This window comes from Erysipelotrichaceae bacterium 66202529 (assembly GCA_017161075.1).
GTDB lineage: Bacteria > Bacillota_I > Bacilli_A > Erysipelotrichales > Erysipelotrichaceae > Clostridium_AQ.
On sequence record CP046174.1, the window covers coordinates 3,512,063 to 3,529,382 of the forward strand.

Annotated in this window: 16 protein-coding genes; 4 read left to right on the plus strand and 12 right to left on the minus strand. The window is 42.2% G+C overall.

Going from position 1 to position 17,320, the window contains the following annotated elements; translation table 11 throughout:
* Window positions 1-71: 71 nt before the first annotated feature.
* Complete coding sequence (locus GKZ87_16610; GenBank protein QSI26992.1) at window positions 72-2,129, minus strand: PRD domain-containing protein; 2,058 nt, start codon at window positions 2,127-2,129, stop codon at window positions 72-74.
* A 142-nt stretch (window positions 2,130-2,271) separates the two neighbouring features.
* On the opposite strand from GKZ87_16610, the gene GKZ87_16615 reads away from it, so the two are divergent.
* Window positions 2,272-3,150: an alpha/beta hydrolase gene (locus GKZ87_16615; GenBank protein QSI26993.1), complete on the plus strand. Its 879-nt coding sequence runs from the start codon at window positions 2,272-2,274 to the stop codon at window positions 3,148-3,150.
* Between the two features lie 583 nt (window positions 3,151-3,733).
* Here GKZ87_16615 and GKZ87_16620 read toward each other — a convergent pair.
* Entirely contained in the window at window positions 3,734-4,180 is a 447-nt protein-coding gene (locus GKZ87_16620; GenBank protein QSI26994.1) for a hypothetical protein, read from the minus strand.
* A 235-nt stretch (window positions 4,181-4,415) separates the two neighbouring features.
* Between GKZ87_16620 and GKZ87_16625 the strand changes: the two genes are divergently transcribed.
* Together GKZ87_16625 and GKZ87_16630 are read left to right on the plus strand one after the other, a co-directional pair.
* A complete protein-coding gene (locus GKZ87_16625; GenBank protein ID QSI26995.1) occupies window positions 4,416-5,921 on the plus strand; it encodes a HAMP domain-containing protein in 1,506 nt (501 codons plus the stop codon).
* Complete coding sequence (locus GKZ87_16630) at window positions 5,918-6,619, plus strand: response regulator (GenBank protein ID QSI26996.1); 702 nt, start codon at window positions 5,918-5,920, stop codon at window positions 6,617-6,619. The genes GKZ87_16625 and GKZ87_16630 overlap by 4 nt, the downstream gene beginning before the upstream one ends.
* Window positions 6,620-7,047: 428 nt before the next feature.
* Here the strand turns inward: GKZ87_16630 and GKZ87_16635 are convergent, their stop codons facing one another.
* The 8 genes from GKZ87_16635 to GKZ87_16670 all read right to left on the minus strand — a co-directional run bounded on the left by GKZ87_16635 (window position 7,048) and on the right by GKZ87_16670 (window position 14,111).
* A complete protein-coding gene (locus GKZ87_16635; protein ID QSI26997.1) occupies window positions 7,048-8,352 on the minus strand; it encodes an extracellular solute-binding protein in 1,305 nt (434 codons plus the stop codon).
* Window positions 8,349-9,026, minus strand: a complete 678-nt coding sequence (locus GKZ87_16640) for a response regulator (GenBank protein ID QSI26998.1) — start codon at window positions 9,024-9,026, stop codon at window positions 8,349-8,351. Before GKZ87_16640 ends, GKZ87_16635 begins: the two co-directional genes overlap by 4 nt.
* A complete protein-coding gene (locus GKZ87_16645) occupies window positions 9,026-10,333 on the minus strand; it encodes a sensor histidine kinase (GenBank protein ID QSI26999.1) in 1,308 nt (435 codons plus the stop codon). Before GKZ87_16645 ends, GKZ87_16640 begins: the two co-directional genes overlap by 1 nt.
* A gap of 2 nt (window positions 10,334-10,335) precedes the next feature.
* Window positions 10,336-11,313, minus strand: a complete 978-nt coding sequence (locus GKZ87_16650) for a substrate-binding domain-containing protein (GenBank protein QSI27000.1) — start codon at window positions 11,311-11,313, stop codon at window positions 10,336-10,338.
* Window positions 11,314-11,936: 623 nt separating this feature from the next.
* Window positions 11,937-12,395 carry a pyridoxamine 5'-phosphate oxidase family protein gene (locus tag GKZ87_16655; protein ID QSI27001.1) on the minus strand — a complete coding sequence of 153 codons (459 nt, stop codon included), beginning with the start codon at window positions 12,393-12,395 and terminating at the stop codon, window positions 11,937-11,939.
* Window positions 12,396-12,785: 390 nt separating this feature from the next.
* Complete coding sequence (locus GKZ87_16660) at window positions 12,786-13,244, minus strand: thioredoxin (protein ID QSI27002.1); 459 nt, start codon at window positions 13,242-13,244, stop codon at window positions 12,786-12,788.
* 140 nt (window positions 13,245-13,384) lie between these two features.
* On the minus strand, window positions 13,385-13,612 hold the full coding sequence (locus GKZ87_16665; GenBank protein QSI27003.1) for a hypothetical protein: 228 nt from the start codon (window positions 13,610-13,612) through the stop codon (window positions 13,385-13,387).
* A gap of 181 nt (window positions 13,613-13,793) precedes the next feature.
* Window positions 13,794-14,111 (minus strand): hypothetical protein, encoded by a 318-nt coding sequence (locus GKZ87_16670; GenBank protein QSI27004.1) that lies wholly within the window; start codon window positions 14,109-14,111, stop codon window positions 13,794-13,796.
* 389 nt (window positions 14,112-14,500) lie between these two features.
* On the opposite strand from GKZ87_16670, the gene GKZ87_16675 reads away from it, so the two are divergent.
* A complete protein-coding gene (locus GKZ87_16675; protein QSI27005.1) occupies window positions 14,501-15,118 on the plus strand; it encodes an NUDIX domain-containing protein in 618 nt (205 codons plus the stop codon).
* A gap of 163 nt (window positions 15,119-15,281) precedes the next feature.
* On the opposite strand, the gene GKZ87_16680 is transcribed toward GKZ87_16675, so the two are convergent.
* Window positions 15,282-15,995, minus strand: coding sequence for a PHP domain-containing protein (locus GKZ87_16680; GenBank protein ID QSI27006.1), 714 nt, complete (start codon window positions 15,993-15,995; stop codon window positions 15,282-15,284).
* Window positions 15,996-16,063: 68 nt separating this feature from the next.
* The gene (locus GKZ87_16685) at window positions 16,064-17,137 is read right to left on the minus strand and encodes a transaldolase (GenBank protein ID QSI27007.1); all 1,074 of its coding nucleotides are present in this window, start codon (window positions 17,135-17,137) and stop codon (window positions 16,064-16,066) included.
* Window positions 17,138-17,320 lie beyond the last annotated feature (183 nt).

A 17,320-nucleotide genomic window follows, 5' to 3' on the forward strand; every position in this document is an offset into this window, starting at 1 on the left:
TCCATAGCCGCTAAAAGCACAGGGAGACATAAAGACTTCATGCATTATATATGTTTAACAGACTGGGATGCTTACAGTATGGATTCGTATTCATAAATGATCTGATAAATCTCCTCTGCGGATTTCGCCTTTCGGATATTCTCACAAAAATCCGCCTTTGCCAGTAAATTCATCAAATGGAACATCGCCTTTAAATGTGAATCCTTATCTATTGTAGATAAACAGCACACAAAATCTACCGGATCATAAAACTGAGAATGAAAGGGTACGGGCTGTTTTAGGCGGATCAGCTGCATTCCCAGCTTCTTCCCGCCCACATCCGGAGATTCATGCGGGAGTGCAAAGCCCGGTGCCAGCACGATATACGGCCCCATTGTTTCGATATTGCGAATCATCTGCGTGATATATTGTTCACTCAAATACTCCTGGTCCAGTAATGGCTGCGCACTTCTTCTCACAGCCTCCTTCCAGTCTGCACATTCCACATCCACCTCAATATGACCCGCCAGCAGCTCCCGCAGTGTCGCCTTGTCACTTGGCGCAACCGGAAAGAAATGCGACTGTAAATCCTTAATGATATTTTTATATATTTCGTCCTTATCCAGCGGACTGTACGCAATGGAATTTGCAATCAGTGTCTGAAGCCTTTGAAAATTCGAATTTGAATTTACGCGGTATTTACTGCTTTTCAGTGTTTCCAGCTTTTCTCCCAGCAGGATACAATCCTCATCACTCAGATACGGATGCAGGATGATCGTTTCACAGCGTTCCTCCTTCAGCGGTACGGTTGAAATAATCAGATCAATCCCTGTGACATCATAATTGGCAAGCGCATGCACCGGCAGTACATCCGCAACATAAAACTGGAAATATTTTTTCAACCGGCTTAACAGCAGCTGCGAGGTTCCCACGCCGGAATTACATACGAGAAGGATCGTAAACTGCGAGCCCTGGTATCGGTTGCGCTCCATTGCCGCGCAGACATGAATTGTGATATAGGCAATTTCCTCATTGGTGATTGCCCTCTGCACAAATGCCTCCAGCGGCTGCAGATTTTTTTCGATGGCTGTTACTACCTCCGGATTCTTTTTCACAATTTCATATAAAAGCTCCGAATCGCTGTCATAGCCCATATCCAGATCCTTAAAGGTGGATTGCAGATGGTTGGTCAGATTCTGATAAAACTGAAAGTCATTGCGCAAATCAATATTCAGATCATGCGCAACTGCATCAATAAACTGCTTGGATATGACCTGTATCTGCATGATTTTCTCATCGGCATCATTACGCTTGAGATAATGCATATTATACAGGATGTCCGCCAGCAGATATTCCTCCTGCAGGCGATGCTCCATACCAAAATAATCCTCCAGCTTGTTCATCAGATGGTTTGCCATTTTCTGTGTGGACATATGCTGGGATACATAATCTATTTCCACAAACAGATGCTTGTGATAGCGTTCAATCATCAGCATCAGATACTGCCGCAAATCCTCAAAGGAGCCGTCGGTCAGAAAGCGACTGCTGGATAATTCGGCATCCTTAATCATCCGTTTCAGACTATCCAAATCCTGTGGTGACATCATATGCGTATATTCCGTTGTGCGAAACTGCTGTACATACGGCATACGCAGCAGATGCATTAACAAAATTCTGCGGCTGCTCTCCTTCCCCTGGATTCGCAGTCCTCTGCGCAGGGATACGATTTCCAAATCATGCTTTTGGATGCTTTTACGTACATCATCCACATCATGAATAACGGTGGAGCGGGATACAAAAAGAATATCCGCCAGCTGCTGCAGTGTCACATGCTCACTCGTATTCGCAATCAGATACAAAATCATGTTCATCCGTTCTTCCTTACTCAGCTTAAAGGAGTAAAAATCGTTCTGCCCCAGCAGAGAACGAATGGCATCGGTATCCTTCTGCAGCTCGATTACGCCATGCTCGCATAGCTGAATTGGCTTCTGCTTATTTTCCAGAAGAAAATCTGTGATTCCCTCCAGATCATAACGGATTGTCCGTTCAGATACCTTGAATTTGTCAATCAGATCCGTGATGGTACAGGTTTCCTGATAATCCCGCTTCTCCATGATCCAGAATATTATCTCTCGTGCACGTTTGTTCATAAGCTATCTACCTCACTGTATATCATATAGAAAATATTGGAAAAAGCAAAGGTTAATTTTCTGCAGAAGACTCCGCAAGAAGTTGGTTAGCTGATAACGGCTTCATGACGTATAATGAAACTGTAAAGTGAGGTTGATCATCATGCAATTTAAAACCTATATGCAAAAAAACAAACCGGTCTATATGTACCTGCACGGAGAATGTCTGTCCGCCTTCAGCTTTCAGGAGGAAATACGGGAGCTGAAGAAGGATTATACGCTGATTGTCCCAATTCTGGATGGTCATGGAGGTGAAGCTCAGAAGCCGTTTATCAGTATTCAAGATTGCGCAGAGCAGCTGCTTTCCTACATCCAGACGCATTTCAACGGACATATTCAGGTGCTGTCCGGCTTTTCCCTTGGTGCACAGATCGCCGTAACCATGCTTTCCATGAAGCCGGATCTTTGCGATTATGCAATGCTGGAAAGTGCGATGATGCAGCCTGTCCGGCTGCGAAGCTGGAGTGCTTATGCAAGCGTTTATGCCAATGCTCTGGCAAGAAAGAAATGGTTCAATAAATTCATGTATTATACCGTATTCAATGACGATTATGCCTTTGAAGATTATTACCGCAATTATCAGGCTATGACAAGGGATAATCTGAAGTGCATACTGGATGCTGTAAGCTCCTTTCAGGTGCCGGATAATCTGGAACAGGTCACCTGTAAAACAGCCATTCTGGTAGGGCAGCGGGAAAAGAAAAGCATGAAGAAAAGTGCTGACCTTCTCAAGGCGGCATTGCCGGATGCACAGATTTTCATGCTGATGAATTATACACATGGTGATTTCAGTCTTGGCAATCCAAGAGAATATTTGCGCTTTGTGAAAAGCTGGATTCAGAATAAGGATATCCAGCAGAAGCGTAAGGTGCGAAAGAAAAAAGAGGAACAGGAAGGCGAGTATATGCCAAACTGGAAGCATCTTGTAAATAAAATCAGAGATAGAAAGGCTAAACGAAATCTCCAGAAAACAGGTTCATAACGATGGCAATGAAAGAGCAATAGCCTGTAGTATTACAACACGATTCATCATATATGTATTATTCTGTACGTACACAAGCTGTCGTAATGCGGCATCGAGTAAGTCTGATTTTTCAGTATATCAATTCCATCATGCAAAACTGCTTACCTTTTATACAGGAAAACCGAAAGATAGCAGCAGCAAAACAGCGGTGCTGTTCACGGGTTCTCCTATACAGGAATAATCGGAGATAACAGCGGTAAAAAGAGCAGTGTTGTTCACGAGTTCTTTCTATTTTAGAGTACAAACAAAATAACGAAAAAAGAAAGTCCCTGTCTTTGCCAAAGCTTTCTTTCTTCATTTTTTCAGAGTAATCAAAAAGTGTGAACCATTTATATGGATGCTTCTGTTTTCTTTGAAAAAAGCTCCACACACTATTATCATTCTTTTACCATGAAACCCATATTCAGACCTATGCTTTCCTATTTCTATGGGATTGCTTTTTCTTTCTTCCAGCTGACAGAATATTCACGCTGTCAGCTCCTTCAGGAATGGACATCTGAATCGGGGATATTTAGCTTCCCGCAAAAAAAGCAAGGGGTGTCTACTCAGATATTTTAACGACAAACAGCCATTCCTTATCCAGGGCTTTACTCACCACATGATATCCGAACAGACAATGCTTTTGTATCGTGGAATCACTGCTTAATGCAATTATCAGATCCGGATCAACTGCAAAGGTAATGGTTTCCCCCTTACGCTCATAGGACAAATCAAATGCCTGCCCCTCATATAACGGATTTCCCTTCAAATCCAGCAGCTCTGCCTTGATTTCCACATCATTTGGTGTATCATCGGGAAGAATGATCGTAACCTGATTATCCTCCTTTGTTCCCTCCAGAACATAGTCTTCCTCAATCTGCTGATGAATAGCCATATCATGTAAATTTATCTTATGTCCATTCATCTCCACGCTGCCTGTACGTATCCTGCGACAGCCGGTTACCATCAGACATAACAATACCATACAGGAAAGCAACACACGTTTCATACAATATCCTCCATCTTCTATAGTTATATATTACCACAGAAGTACATACCTTCCCACCCTTTCCATCGCTCTATACACGAATCTTTATCCACTATGCCATCCTGATAAAAATACATGGCTGAAGGATACTTTTCAAATAAGGGAAATGTAATTCTATATATTCTATAAACACTGCGCCTTCCCCCTTGCTTTTCCACAGAATTTCCTACATAATGAAATGCAAAGGGGTGGTTTCATGCACTATAAGGACATATCCATACGCAAAAAAATTCTGCTTTCCAATTTTCTGATGGTTCTCATTCCCATCATTTTTGTATGCTTCATTCTGTTCAGTCTGCTGCTGGGGTTCTCCTTTGTGACACATTCTCCCGCTGCCATGATTCGCAACGTGCTGTTAAACACCTCCAATTACGGCCCCACCTTGTTAATTAAGACAATGAATGATGAGCTTGCAGGAAGTGATACCATCAGCGATGAAGCGGAACGTATCCTTGCACAGCTGGAAAAGTCAGGTCTTCATATTTTCGTTGAAGAAAAGGAAAACGATGAAATCCTGTATCACAGTGCCGGGGTGAATCGCAGCAGTATGCAGCAGGAGTTTAAAAGCATTGCGGAAACAAATCAGTATTCCCTTCCTTATATTATATGGAATCAAAACGGTATGGCCTATCAGGCTGAATTAAAAAATGCAGCTGATCAGACGCTGCGCATCACCTTTTCCGGTAAAGATCTCAATTTACCACAGGATTCCTATGAATCATGGGAGCATACCAAGCTGATGATTAAAATCTCCATCGTAGGGACAGGGGTATTCATGGTGCTGTTCATTGTAGCCCTGGGTGCTTTTTTGACCAGAAAGCTGGCACAGCATATTCTGATACCTTTATATGACCTTAACGAAGCCACCAGTGAAATACGAAACGGTAATCTGAAGCAGGAGATATCGGTTGAAAAAGAGGATGAAATCGGTGAGCTGTGCTCCAATTTTGAAGCGATGCGCAAGCAGCTCATTGAATCTGAACGGCTTCGTACCCAATACGATCTGAATCGAAAGGAACTGATTGCCGGTATTTCCCACGACCTGTCCACTCCGCTTACCTCCATGCAGGGCTATGTCAACGGCCTATTAGACGGTATTGCGGATACACCGGAAAAACAGCAGCATTATCTGCATATCATACAAGAGAAGACAAATGCCATGAATGCGCTGGTGGAAAGTCTCTTTCTGCTTTCCAAGCTTGATCTGGGACAGGTTCCCTTTCATGATGAGTGTGTGAATCTTCCGGATTTTCTGCAGGACTGGTATCAGGAATGCACATCCCGTTACGATCATGCTGTTATCAGCTACCAAAATGAAAGTGGGAAACCGCTGCAGATTCTGATGGATCGCACACATTTCATCAGAGTATTAGACAATCTGTGTCAGAATAGTATAAAATATAGAAGAGAGGATCCGGTGCATATCCATGTCACCCTGCGATGTGAGGAGGAATCCTGTATCCTGACCTTTGAGGATGACGGTCAGGGGATCGATCCCCTGGAGGCTCCAAGATTATTTGATAGCTTCTACCGCAGCGATCCTGCAAGAAGCTCAAAGGTAAAAGGAAACGGACTGGGTCTGTCGATTACCAAGCAAATCATAACCCAAATGAAGGGAACCATATGTGCCAGCGGAGAAATAAACAAGGGTCTGTGTATAACCATAAGACTGCCGCTTTTAAAAGGAGGAACAAGGCTATGAAAAGAATATTGATTGTTGAGGATGATAGAGCGATTGCTGAGCTGGAACGCGATTATCTGGAAGCAAACGACTATGAGGTTGAAATTTGCGAGGATGGAGAAAGTGGACTGAAGCGTGCCCTGCAGGAGGATTTTGCATTGATTCTGCTGGATGTCATGCTGCCAAAGGAGGATGGCTTTCAGGTATGCCGAAATCTGAGAGCCGTGAAAAATGTACCGATTATTCTGGTATCTGCCAAACGAGAGGATATGGATAAAATCCGTGGACTTGGCCTTGGAGCAAACGACTATATCGTAAAACCATTCAATCCGAGTGAGCTGATCGCCAGAGTTAAATCACAGATTGCCAATTATGAACGGCTGACACAGGGAACGCAGAGAAAAGAAAATCAGCTCCAGATTGAGAATTTGACTATCGACCTGAATTCACATGAGGTTTTCCTGGATGGTAATTCCCTTGTTCTTCCCAATAAAGAATTTGAGCTGCTCGTATTTCTTGCGAAGAATCCGAATATTGTTTTCAGCAAGGATCAGCTCTTTGAAAAAATATGGGGACTGGACGCTATTGGTGAAATATCTACTGTAACGGTTCACATTAACCGTATCCGGGAAAAAATAGAGAAGGACAGTGCCAATCCGAAATTTATCGAAACAGTATGGGGCAGCGGCTACCGCTTCCGTAAATATGAAACCACCTAAGCTGTACAGCAGCAGTTAATCACAGGTGATGCTTACCCGCTTACAGCTATACGATACACAAGGTTTCCTGCAAAACCACCGTTTTTAAATATAGCTTTTACTCATGAATAGAGAACGGCTTTGCCTAAAAAAACAAAAGGAAGAAGGAGAACTCCAATAATTCACAGAGCTTTCCTTCTTCTTTTTTCAATAGTATCCTTGTATCCGAATGTGAGGAGAACCTCATTGACAGTTATCCTTTTCCTATTCTCCAAAGCTATAAATACTACGTCCTTAACGTTTCCATCTTTGCTGTTCCCTATTCCTGCACAGATACTCCATGCACTGCTTATTATGAAAAACTGATAAGCGAAGAAACAAGATACAGATCATTGGATAACGGTATTCTGGTTCATTCAGCTTCCACTTTCAATCAAATGTGCCGCTGCCTATTTCTTTAATATCAGATCAATTTTTGTCTGCAGGGTATTGATACTCGTTTTGATATCCTCATCCGTTCCCAAAAGTCTGCGTATTTCACTGTCCGCAACGGATATGACCTGATCGTAGTCCGTGAATTTTGTATTTGGAATCGCATGCTCCATCGTATCATTAAAGAAATCCATATTGAAGGTGGAATCACCCGGTGCATCCTTCAATAAATATTCCATAACCTGCTTGGAGCCGGTAATATCTCTCAGTACGGAAACCCCCTGGGAATACTTGAAGATATCCTTCTGCGCCGTTGTATCATAGCACAGAGTTTTCAGAAATTCCCAAGCAAGCCGTTTATGAGAGCTGCTGGCACTGATTCCCATACTCAGCGTATCCAGCTGGGAAACATTGTCCCCCTTTGGACCCGCAGGCATCGGAATACAATCCCATTCAAAATTGGTATACTTTTTCACACGCCAGGGATACGGCTTATAGGTTCTGTACTCGCTGAATTTCATCGGGCAAAACGCCACCATCCCCTTATCAAACATATCGCTGTTTATACTTTGTCCCTGATTTAATTCTTCCAGCTTTCTTGTAAATGCAACCGCCTCATATACCTTATCATTTGCCAGGGTTGCACTTGTACCACTGGCATTGAAAATCGTCGCGTCATTGGAGGCAAGCGCATTCTGCCATCCGTATCCGTACACACCGAAGGTATCCAGCGATCCGTCCTGATCACGATCCATTGTCACCTTTTCACATATGGCATAGAAATCATCCCATGTCCAGTCATTTTTTGGCAGAGCAATACCGAATTTATCAAGCAGTGTCTTATTCACATACATCATGGTTGGAACACTTTCATAGGGAAGTGCATACTGCTGCTTATCCATCTGTCCGCTTTTTAAGGCAGGCGTAAAGTAATTCTTCACCTGCAAATCATCATCCCTTTGTATATAGGAATCCAGCTTTTCCAGCATACCGATATCCGCAAAGGTATACAAATCATCGGACAGCACCATATATACATCCGGCAGATTCCCCTCCAGTGCCTGCTGGGATAACCATTCAGAATAATCCGCTTTCTGAAGTCCGCTTACATATTCAACCCTGACATTGGGATGCGCTTCTTCAAAGCGTTCGATTGCCTGATCAATAATCTTATAGCTGTCCCCGTTTGGAACATCCCAGTTGCTACCTGCAAACATGCCGAATTTCAATACGACAGTTTTTTGCTGCATGTAGGAAAACCAGCCGATTCCTCCGATACAAAGCAAAAGAAGAAGCAATGTAATCAACAGCCGCCGTTTCATCCGTTATCATCCTGTTCTGCTTTTTCCCTATGAATATACCAGATTGCCAGCTGTGTGCGATCCCGCAGCTCCAGCTTATCCAGAATAACACTCAGATAATTACGGATCGTCCCCTCTGTGAATTTCAGCAGCTCTGCAATTTCCTTATTGGACAAGCCCTGCGCCACCTGCTGAATGATTTTCCATTCCGTATTACTCAGGGTCGGTAGGTCACTCTGATTCTGGAATTTTTCCGTTACGACATTATTCTTCGCCATTTGTGAAAATATACGTATCGCCTTGCTGGCAACATTGGGATTAAAAATAGCACCGCCCTGCAACACCGTCTTAATCGCATTGGAAAGCTCATCCAGAGATACGCCCTTTAACAGATAGCCGCTCGCTCCGTATTTTAATGCGGAATATACATACTCGTCATCATCAAAGGTTGTCAATACGATTACCTTTACATCCGGATAGACCTCCTTCACGAATTTCGTACAGTGAACACCATCCATATCCGGCATTCGCATATCCATTAAAATAACATCCGGAAGCTCCCTGCGGATAGCTTCAATGACTTCCTTTCCACTGCCTACCGTGGCGATTACCTTAAATTCTTCCTTTGTACTCAATATAATTTTCAGACTCTCGCGGATCAGCTCCTGATCATCCGCAATCATGATCTTAATCATCAGATTCCCTCCCTGATTGGAATTTCTGCAAGGATCACAAACCCGTTGGATCCGTAAAACCGGATATCTCCCTGCAGAAGGGCGATTCTCTCCTGCATGTGGTGCAGACCGAAGTCCGGTTTGATATTATCACAGCCGATCCCGTCATCCTCGATAATCAGAATCAGTGTATCATTTTCCTTGGCAATGGATATAAAAATCTCCTTTGCCTTACCATGACGCACGGCATTCGTCATTCCTTCCTGAATAATGCGGTATATGACTTCCTCCTCGTCCTTATCGAATGTCAGATGCGGAAGATGACAGACAAAATGTATGACTACATCAGTGACTCCCTGAAATTCCTGAATCATTTTATCCAGCGCTTCCTTCAGGGTATAATGCTCCAATGCATCCGGACGCAGCTTATCCACGGAACGGCGGACATCCTTTAAGCCGTTTCTCGCTGTTTCTGCCAGGGTACTTAACTGCTTTCTGGTTGCTGCAGGATCAATCTCACTCATCAGCACACAGGCGTCAATACCTACGGACAGTCCGGTTAGCGTATGTCCCAGCGTGTCGTGTATTTCTCTGGCAAGCCGGTTTCGTTCCCTTGTCGCTCCCATTTTTTCACGAATGTTTGCATATTCCTTCAGCTGCTCATTCAAATCCTGCAGCTCCTGATTCATTTGCAGGAATTTCTTACTCTCATTTATTTTCTCCTGTACCAGAAAGATCATATACAGAATAAACATGATGATATTCAAAGAGGCCAGCGTGTTGTGAATACTCGACAATACCGATTGGGTCATGGAATTGTAACAGGCAAGATAATCATTAAAGGATACGATTGCAAAGCGTCCGGACAGAAAATCATAGTTTCCGCAAAGATAAATGATAATCATAACGGTAAGACAGAGCGCACGCTCCCGGTTGGTGTTGATATAGGTCAGCAGGTCTGCCATGACAAGCAGCAGAATACTGTTTGTGGAAAAGCTGAGAGACTGCATGATGACCAGACAGAGACAGGTTTCCAGCAGAAAGCTTCCGGCAAGCTTCCAGGTTGTCAGCTGAATCCTTTGACGCAGCCGCATAACAAAGAGCAGAATTGGAAAGCTTGAGATGGAAACTATCATGATTCGCAGCGGATTCTTCGGCAGACAGGTAAGTGTAGACAAAAACGTTCTTGCCTCATACATATCACAGATGCGCAGTGTTGTGATGTACATGACCGTGCCAATGAATAAAATAATTGTCAGATTGAGAAAGCACATCATCCAGTGAATGACCTTCAGCTTCTCATCATTGCTCCATTTCATAAACCACATGATCACTGCCACCCTTCCAGAGAAAACTGATCAATATTGTTTTCCGTTATCAGGGCTACCGGTATCCTGGCCTTATCGCTGTACGGTTTGTTTTCCAGTATCTTATATACGATTTCAGCAGCGTCCTTCCCCATTGTTTTGGGAGATTGTGATACAGTGCCCGTCATGATATGATCCTTAACCAGAGCTTTGGTTTCCGGAGAGCCGTCAATGCCATAGACAAGCACCCCCTGCAGGCGCCCCTTATCCTGCATGGAGGCAAGCGCTCCCAGCGCACTTGGATCATTTAAAGCCATAACGACATCAAAGGGAATATCCTTGTCAAGAAAAGCATCCATTTTCGGCATGGCGATTTCCAGCTGCCCCTCACATTCAATACGCTCGATTACGTGATACTGCGGTTTATCCTTAATCGTATCGACAAATCCCTGAATACGCTGAACAGCAGAGTAAGCAGTGCTGTGCTGCAGCAATACGATATTCGCTGATTTCTTATGCTTCATCATATCCTTTGCGCACTGTACTCCCGCATCGTAATTATCCGACATCAGGGAGTAGGAAACAAGTCCTTCATCAAATACATCAGTATCCACCGTGATAACAGGTATATTGGCTTCCTTTGCTTCCTTCAGCTCAGCACTCAGACCAGTGAAGTCTACCGGGTTGATAATAATCGCACTAACATCCTGATCGATCAGATAGCGGATTTGTTCCTTTTGCTTCTGAAGATCCAGTGCGGGATCCAGAGAAATCAGGACATCTCCGTTTGCTTCCACAATACTTCGCACTTCATCATCAATGACATTAAAAAAAGGATTGTTCAGCGTCATATAGGTTGCCCCGATTTTTTGAGGCCGCTTATTACGATAAATGAACTGTTCGCTGGTATAACGATTCAGGAGTGACAGTCCTGCCACGACAAACATCAATGCGAACAGAAAAATGACAATGGAACGTATATTCACTTTCAGCTTTGACATAATGACCCTCGCTTTTTATCAACAATTATTATAACATAAAAAAACAAGCCACTCTCTCTTTTGGCTTGTTCTTTTCCATTTTATCGCGATTTCGATAAAATAGTTTGCATATTGATTGAAGTTCATGCACCGGTATGAGATTATCCGCCTGGTTATATGTTGAAGGGTTTCATGTCTATTCCAGATTCAGGATTTCAGCGGATCAGATTATGAATGGGTTCTCTGCATATGAATGTTACCAGCAAAACATCTGCAGACACATACGATGCTTCAAGCAATGTTGTAATTATGAATTTAATAAGACCAATTTTTAAATTCACCACAATACCATAATTGTTGCTGCACTACCACCATACAGCTCCAATTTTTTATTGCAGGTATATTTTACAAAAGGTTTCCATAAAATACAACTTTCAATTGTCATTTGTTTTTTATTACATTTGTCATTTTATCTGATTCAGGAGATGCATAATGAGTATCCCTTGTATGCTTTTCCATACTCTGGAAAACAGACACCTGCTTTTCTTCACTTTTACCTGAAAGTTATAATACATCGTTCATCCAGCAGCGTCTCACCGTCAATATGGGGTTTCCTGGTGTTTACCTGAAGGCTATCTTCCCTATCATTTTTCCGGATGACACTTTCCGCTGATTTCATCCACCTGAATTTTCCACACACTTGTACTGCTGCCTGCAGACTGGATTTCCTGTTGTGCCTTTTCCATATTTCCCGGGGTAAAGGCGGCACAGATTGCAAGCAGAGCCTGATGCCGTTCTTCCTCCGTTTGTACCTCCTTTGCACATCCCTTTATCGTACAGGAGGCATAATAAACAGTGAATTTTTCTGCACAGTTACGCATATGGGATACGGCATGCAGACAGACCTGCGGATTATGACGCAATGCCTGCAGCTTCTCTCCCTCTCTGGCACAGTGAAAATAAAGTGTTTCTCCGATGCGTGCCACGGAAAGTGCCGTTGCATAGGGCTTCCCTTCATAAATCATAGATAGTACGGAATAAGCACTCTGATCAAAAATTTCCCATGCCGCTTCCCTTGATGTTTCTCTGTCTTTTCTTCTCATATGCTCCAGCCTTTCCATGTATCAAAACCTTACCTGTATCATACAGGGATTAAAACAAAATGGCAATCCTGCCTGTCCAATAAAAAAGGATGCATTCCTATAAGCTGCTGTGAATACATCCTCTTTGTTTATACAAATTTTTTTTAATTTTGCTTTTAATGCATCATTCAATATGGACTTCTGTAAAAAGGCAGTATCCGTATAATTTACGAAGCATATAAAATAAACATTTATATCCTTTATATTCCAAAGAGGAACGCAAAGGGATTGCAACAATATAAAAAGATGCACCATCATCCTGCGTTTCGGACGATTTTGCATCTTTCACTTTCTTAATTTTCAAAGGAATTCAACTATACACCTGCCATAGCTGAATACCAGTTCCATCCCTTATTTTTTCTCATCCAGCTTGTAGCGCTGAACCCAGTTATCAAATTTTTCCTCTGTCAGCCCATCATCACCGTTTTCCAGAAGATTGTCCATTTTCCCATCCTTCACATAATACAAAGAAGGTGTTTCATTCATTTCCGGGAATGTTTCACGAATCTTCTTCAAATCTGATTTACGCTGTGAAGCAGGTGCTTCATCGAGTACGACATCATATAAAACTACATTGTGATCCAACAGATATCCGTCCAGCATTTTTTTAAAATCAATACAGTGTGAACAGGTTGTCTGTGTAAACACGATAGCAAAGCTTTCCTTATTCTCAATTTTCTTCTGCATCTGTGAAACAGTAATATTTTCTACCCTACCCGGATTATCATCTCGTTCATATTTTGAGCCGCATCCGGTTAACAGCAGAAGTGTACAGGCTACAATACTGCATAATCTGATAATTTTCTTCATATAAAACCTCCATATATGCTATCAGTATAGCTTATTTTTCAGGAAATGAAAAGCGGGTCGTGCTGGCAATATATGCAAGGAACCCTCCGTAAAGAAAAAGATTATTCATCACAGAAGCATTTGTTTTTGTATGCCCTTTATCACTGATCCTGCAGATCACCAATCTGTTGCTCAATTCTTTCCTTCACAGCTGTTCTTCTGTCAACCTTAACCTTATCCAGCAGATATAGCAGCATACGCTTCAGCTCTCCCATATCAAACTCCTCCTCCAGAAACACATCCATTGCCATATTGCACTCATCCTCATAGGTACGATCCAAATTTGATGTTATCAGGACAAACAGCTTTTCTGCAATTCTTGTATCCATAAGCAAACCTCCGTTTCTTCGCTATCATCATATCACATCCATAGCAGAATTTCCTCTCTGCTCATCATGGAATACAACGAATGCTCTTAAAATGTATGTATACGAATCCACAGGACTGAAATAACAAACTAACTTTTTTACGTAAAGTAGACAATCCTTTTAATAACCACATATCAAATTGTTATTTTTTTAACTTATCTATTACCTTCCATAATTTATATTCTGGATAATCATATTCGTTTATATACGCGATTTGTGGCCGGGTTTCGATTACTTTCACACGTATATAATTTCCTAATATCATCGTTTTTTTGTGTATTGGCAAAATATTTTTGATTACCTGAGTAACCGTATAAGAACTGCCATTGAATTTATAATTTACAGTTATTTTCTTTGACGGTAATTGTGGGTGTGCTGATAACAAATATACATCTTTTATGTCAGTTATCATCCCATAAATTTCAATACCATCCTTAAAGGTCTTCCATTTGTCAAACATATAACTGCTCCTCCTTGTGAATCAGTAAAGCAATAATAATGTGCTGAGCTCCTTATTTATTGTAATATTTTTATCCATTTAATGAAAGTCCTTTCGATCTATATCGTTTATAATGCTGTGATAATTGTTATCATACACATATAGCCTTATTTACTCTACGTATAAATACCAAGCCCTCAATTCCTGGCTGTGATTTCAACTAAATGATAAAAATTTTCTATATCAAAAAGAATCAGCCTACATACGAGTAGGAAACGGTCGTACTAATACGTTAACTCCAACCAATAACGCAGATAACATATAATGATTTCCTCAATCAGAAACAATTTTTAATCAATCTCTGTTCATCATGAAATACCTGTGCTATCCTTAAAGCAGAAAAGAGGCTGATGATTATGACACCATTGAAAAACGTCAAAGGACAGACAGAAGAAGAATTTCTGAAAGCATACGATGCCACGCGATATCCATGCCCTGCGCTCAGTGTGGATATGCTCATATTTGCAAGAAATAACAATCGGCTCAAGCTACTGCTGATTCGCAGAAAAAATCATCCTTATATACAGCAGTGGGCCTTACCGGGAGGATTTCTAAATATTGACGAGGATATTACAGAAGCTGCTTATCGGGAACTGAAGGAAGAAACCTCCATCAATCCGGAACAGGTGCATTTATACCAGCTGCACACCTATGGTGCTGTTCATCGGGATCCCAGAATGCGGGTTATTTCCGTTGCTCATGTGGCTTTGATCAATCAGGAAATAAAGGTTGTAGCAAATGACGATGCAGAAGATGCGGTATGGTTTGATGTACAATCCAATGGAAATATACTGACGCTGAAACATAACGACCACTGTATCTGTTACAAAATCAAGCCGATATGCAAGAAGGAATCGAACAGTGAAGCTCTGGCATTTGACCATGTGCAGATGATTGCAGATGCTCTGCAGTCATTAGAATATACACCGCTGGCTGATTCCGTAAGGGCGTACAGAAGCTGCCAGTAGAAAAAAATATGTGCTTTTTGAATGCGTATCAGCAACGTTGTCAGAAAAATCATTTTCTATCCTGAGCCGCCTGCATACCTTCCATAAAATGAAGGATATTCTTAATCGTTTAAAAAGTTCAATGCTGAAAATGAAGAGGGCTCAGCATTGAACTTCTTTTTTATTACTCAATAAAATTTATAAATGCTTTAAATGCATCCATGTCCGTGTTCAGAATCAGCTGTTCATCAAAGCCATTATCCCTGATTAGCGCCTGAGCCAGTGTGAAATTTCCAACATCACTAGGATCATGAGCATCCGAGCTAAGAATGACGGGCACCTGATAATGTGCACAAAGTGCAAGCATAGTCTTATAGTTTTCCACACAGTTCCAGCGCTGTTCTTTCTTGTGCAGAGAGCTGTTATTAACCTCCAGCGCAACATGATATTCCTTTGCTGCACAGACGAGCAGTTCATAATCCAAAGGTGTATGATCATCATCGGGATGCGATACAAAGCATACCTTCGGATGCTTCATGCAGTTTATCAGATTTTCCGTATTCCGTTGTCTGCCCTCATCCGTATAGCATTGTTTATGGATTCCAGCAATGGCATAATCCAGACGGTCGATATAGCATTCTTCAAGCGACAGCGCACCGCCGCTCAACACATTGATTTCACAGCCATGAACAATTTCCACACCATATAAGGTTCTGGGAATAACCTCCAAATTATTATAATAAAAGGGATGTATTGTTCCTGGTATTCCCGGCGCATGCTCACTAATGCCAAGCAGCTGCAGCCCGTGCTCAGCAGCCGAAGCTGCCATTTCGCGAATGGTCCCATATGCATGTCCGCTTGCCAGCGTATGCGTATGAATATCCAAGAGTAATTTCATTATGGCTTCCTCCTGTTCTATCAGCTGAGTTTCTGTGTTCAGAAACTATTTTTGTGAATAAAAGCGCTTTACCTGATTGGATCTGCCAGCATCAGATCACGCACCTTGTGAACTGCCTTTTCATACTCCTCTGTGAAATAGCGTATTGTTAAAATGACAGGACCGAAGCTGTTAAAATCATCCTTTGTTAGGGATCCTTCTGTATATGCCTGTACGAATGGCGGAAGCTGATATAACTGCTTCAGCTTATCCTCTGCCACTGCATCACTCATATAGTCTCTGATTTCCACATCACAATTTGCGAAGCGCTTCTGCCACTTTGTCGGAATCGTCATAATGATATCTCCCCCAATAAACTCTGACCAGTGCAGCTGATGACGGTAATATGCCGTCAGCACTCTGGTTTTGTAACCGCGTTCCTTAAAAATGCGATACACCTCTTTACAGATTGCCACACCACACCAAGGTAGTGCATCCGGATGGACGACAATATCTTTGCTTTCCGCATAGGATTTCAGCCAGTCCTCCTGCATCCCCAGCAGCACGGCACATACTGGATTCAAACCATCATTGGATAATCCCTGCTCTGTTCTACGCTTCATTCCACACTCAATCGCTTCTGCAGCTGCGATTGCCTGATCCACACTAAAGCAGACAGTTGCCATAACACTGATTCCTTTAAACGTTGCCTCTTCCATCGCTTTGATTCCTTCCTTCGTGGATGGAATTTTCACCTGCATATTCGGCCCGCAGCTATTTACTTCCTCTGCCATGCGTACCATTTTTTCCGTATTACTGTAATCATAGATTGATGTCTGAATAGAGAACCGCCCCTTCTTCGGATTTCCCTGCTCCCAAAGCGGCAGCATGACCTTGCTTCTGCGTTTTCCCATTTCCAGTGTCCATGCCCAGCTCATTTCCTGTTCATTATATTCAGGATGCATTCTTTGAAGCTCATGAATTACTTCCTCATGCTCACTTCCCTCTTCATTGCACAGCATACGGGAAACCCAGGTAGGGCTTGTTGTGATGCCGGTGATACCCTGTGTCAGTCCGTATGCATGGTGATCCGTATGAAAGGAATCTGTCCATAATTCCGTTTGTGGAAACTTCTCGCTCATTTCAATCAGCTTACTCTTCATCGTATTTTCCTCCTAATCAGATTATCTCTGCTATGTCTACATCATAAAGCATTTCTTTACAAATTCAACAGCTTTCTTGTATTTACAGAAGAACCAATCATTTTTTCTTGTTTTAAGTGAGAAAAGAAAAGCATTAAGCAAATAAATACAATGAAATCCCAATAGAAAGCTATGAATCATATT